Origin of the sequence: Microcystis sp. M061S2, assembly GCF_020245605.1 — a bacterium.
In the GTDB taxonomy this organism is placed as follows: domain Bacteria; phylum Cyanobacteriota; class Cyanobacteriia; order Cyanobacteriales; family Microcystaceae; genus Microcystis.
The window spans coordinates 1-3,714 of the sequence record NZ_JADBUP010000034.1 but is presented as its reverse complement, the minus strand read 5'-3'; the positions used below and the strand labels follow the sequence as shown (position 1 = coordinate 3,714).

Below are 3,714 nucleotides of genomic sequence, written 5' to 3'. Positions count from 1 at the left end.
CGGGCGATGTGGTTAATGTTACAACAGCAAGAACCGGATGATTATGTAGTGGCGACAAATGAAACCTATTCTATCCGGGAGTTTCTCGATATTTCTTTCCAATACGTTAATTTAAATTGGCAGGATTATGTGGAGTTTGATCAACGTTATTTGCGTCCGGCGGAAGTGGATTTATTAATAGGAGATTCCACAAAAGCCAGAGAGAAATTAGGTTGGCAGCCGTCGGTAACGTTCGAGGGACTGGTAAAATTAATGGTAGATGCGGATTTAGCGGCTTTGGGGATTAATCTTAATAACGGTGGTGATAGCGGACAGTTATTAAAAGATTTGGCTTATCTTCGCAATCGTTCAATGACAACTGTGGATTAAAGAGGTGAAAATATGCTGAATTTAAGCGAACAAAGAATCGTTGTCACCGGGGGGGCCGGATTTTTAGGTCGGCAAGTAGTTAATCAATTAATTGCAGCGGGGGCAAATCCCGAAAAAATTACAATTCCTCGGTCAAAGGATTGTGATTTAAGAGTTTGGGAAAACTGTCAACGTTTAGCCGACCAAGAAGATTTAATTATCCATTTGGCAGCCCATGTGGGAGGCATCGGTCTCAATCGGGAAAAACCCGCCGAATTATTCTATGATAATTTGATGATGGGAACCCAATTAATTCACGCTGCCTATCTAGCAGGAGTGCAAAAATTTGTCTGTGTGGGGACAATTTGTGCCTATCCAAAATTTACTCCAGTACCTTTCCATGAAGACGATTTATGGTCAGGATATCCCGAAGAAACCAATGCGCCATACGGTATCGCTAAAAAGGCTTTATTGGTACAATTAGAGTCTTATCGTTTGCAGTATGGTTTCAACGGAATTTATCTTTTACCGGTGAATTTATACGGGCCAGAGGATAATTTTGATCCGGGTAGTTCCCATGTAATTCCTGCTTTAATTCGCAAGGTTTATGAGGCACAACAACGGGGGGATAAACAACTTCCTGTCTGGGGAGATGGTAGTCCAACCCGGGAGTTTCTCTACTCCACCGATGCAGCGCAAGGCATTGTCATGGCCAGCCAATTCTATAATGAATCAGACCCGGTTAATCTTGGTACAAATTATGAGATTTCTATCAAAGATTTAGTCGAATTAATCTGTGATTTAATGGGTTTTGATGGCGAAATTGTTTGGGAAATAGATAAACCCAATGGTCAACCGCGACGCTGTTTAGATACAACCCGCGCTAAGGAAAAATTCGGTTTTGTTGCCCAAATGGAATTTAAAGAAGGTTTGCAAAAAACCATTGAATGGTATCGGCAAAACGCCGCTTAGTCCAGATAGCTGGTGTGTTAGATAAATAACTAACACACCAGATTTTTTTTAGGTTACTGACCGGTAAAATCAGAACGAAGGGTTAATTTTAAATCTTCCTTGGGGTTAATTGACAATAATTCCACCGATTCTCCTCGTAATAACCAGCCGGCTAATACTTCTAATCCTCCTCCTCGTAATAATCCCTCGCTAACCGGTTGGTCAGAAGTAAAAGAAGCGAGGACAGAAGCGGCGGATTTTCCTAATACTGCACCCTGAATAATTTTATCAGGACTAACTCCTTTAATTATCCTTTCTAGACGAGTGAAAACTGCCGAAATAGCATCAATAGATTTTTCTTGGGGTTGACGGGTTTTTAAAAAGATTTTTTGGGATAGAAAACGCGAACCTTGACCATCCGGTTTAATTTCTCCGATAATCTGACTACCATCAGGAATAATTGTCTGTCCTTGGGAATTTTTGATATTATCGGTGACGGTTAGAGATAAAGAAAAAGTTTCTTGTTTGGTTAAAAGAATTTTTTCCCCCTGCTCGTATTTTACAGGGATATCTGTGCCAGCAGGAATTAATCGGTCATTTCCCAAAGGAATTGGTTTAATCGGGTTAATTGGGGCGAATTGACGTGCGATCGCAGGAGTCAAGGAAAGGGAGACCACAACGAAAGAAGCACTTAAAAGCATTGTTAATAGTGTCAGAGGATGATGACGACCCTGCTTTTGAAAATATAGCATCTTACCCTTGAGTTTCCTAGTGGGAGCGAGTTAAAGATAGAGACGAAAGCGGAAAAAAGTTTGTTTCCAAGCAAGAAAATGCGGGTAGAAGGAGAATTTTAGCAAAAAATAACTGAGATTTCCGACTAACTGCCAGTTATTAGTTTATTTGGTCTATTGAAACGCCAAAACTCTTGATTTGTCCGCAGTTCTTAGTTTGGCACGGTTAATGGAGAACAAGAACTATTTATTGTAAAATTATAGGTTCAATCCTATCAAAAAAAATCACCCGATCGAATTAGAATCTGTGAAAAAATGTAACAATTGTAACAAAAAACTGAAGAAACCTCTGATCGGGTTGCCACCGATCCCAAACTTAGGACAAGGGGTCATCTAAACCTGGCCCCACAGAAACGGCACACCTTCGCTTTCGGTTGAATTAACTCAGCACAATGAGGACAAGGAACCCTATCCCTGTCCTGTGATCGAACAGAAACAGTTCTCTCGCTATTCCAAGTCACGATCAACCCAAAAAGAGCCACTAGCACCCCAACTGCTGGATTAAAGGCCATCATTACAAACCCAAAAATCAGCATACTCAAACCAATAAATTTATCCATAAGCTCCTCTTGTAGATAACCTTGCTCATAAACCCGAACCACCCCCAATGCCTATGAACCAAATCACACATCGGCCACCCTACCTCAGAAAGATGAGAAATAAGCCAACTAAAGATAGAAATAGAGAGAGTGAAAGATTGCTAGACTCACAGAGGTGGGTAGCTAAAAAAGTCTCGCCTCTAACCCCATAATGACACAATTAACTTTAAGTTTTGCGATCGAGTAAGCCAAAAATATTCTCCCCCATCACCCGCGAACCGGATGCTGTTGCTAAAATAATCTTCATAGGGGAGAGCGCGGGAAGTTTCCAAATATCATCCTTTTTGTCCTGTACTTAGGAGTAGATTATGTTTACTAAACTTAATAATTTGTGGAATCAGTTTTTCAGGAGATCAAGAAGGATTAATGATAAACCATTAAATAAAGTAAGTTTATTGGTAATAATAATTGTTGATATTTTCATCTTAGTTAATGTTTTTACAGGATTAGATGATATTAGTAGGTGGCATTTAAGCCCCCAACAAATATATCCTTGTTACAGCGAATGGCAAAGTTACAAGAAAAATAATAGTCCAGATAGAGATTATGATTTAATTACAACTTTTTTAGTTGATTATAAAAATAATAATTATCAAGATGAAGAAATAGGACATTTAGGTAAAGTTTCTCCAATTTGTTTGCAATATGCTGATATTAAAAATAATTTAAATAATAAAGAAAATAAAACTTTATTAAGTAAAATACAAACAAAACAAGATAATATTAATATACTAGAAAATAATAATAGAATTATTAGAAGTCAATATGATTCTACCCTATTAGAGAAAATTGCTGGACAGTCTGCCAACAATTCGATAAACCGGGTAAAAGCGGAAGAGGCAAAACAGAAACTAGAGGAAAATAATAAAAAAATATCAAAAATCAAAGAAGAAATTGTTAAGCTAAAAAATGAACTACTACAAAAACCATCGAGTCAAAATTTACTTGCTTTCATGAGAAATGAAAGTAAATTTAATGATGTGGAAGCTGGTTATAAAAATGCGACTTTTTGGTATCCTAGCATT

At 38.0% G+C, this 3,714-nt stretch carries 3 protein-coding genes and 1 pseudogene; 3 read left to right on the top strand and 1 reads right to left on the bottom strand.

The genetic code is table 11. From position 1 onward, the window contains the following. Window positions 1-369 (top strand): GDP-mannose 4,6-dehydratase (locus IM475_RS07040; protein WP_287727118.1); only part of this gene is annotated, 369 nt, incomplete at its 5' end. A 12-nt stretch (window positions 370-381) separates the two neighbouring features. Then, entirely contained in the window at window positions 382-1,320 is a 939-nt protein-coding gene (locus IM475_RS07035; RefSeq protein ID WP_287658658.1) for a GDP-L-fucose synthase family protein, read from the top strand. A gap of 53 nt (window positions 1,321-1,373) precedes the next feature. Here the strand turns inward: IM475_RS07035 and IM475_RS07030 are convergent, their stop codons facing one another. Beyond that, complete coding sequence (locus tag IM475_RS07030; protein WP_287658657.1) at window positions 1,374-2,051, bottom strand: hypothetical protein; 678 nt, start codon at window positions 2,049-2,051, stop codon at window positions 1,374-1,376. A 946-nt stretch (window positions 2,052-2,997) separates the two neighbouring features. Here IM475_RS07030 and IM475_RS07025 point away from each other — a divergent pair. Further along, window positions 2,998-3,714: pseudogene (locus tag IM475_RS07025) on the top strand (hypothetical protein); the annotation flags it as partial.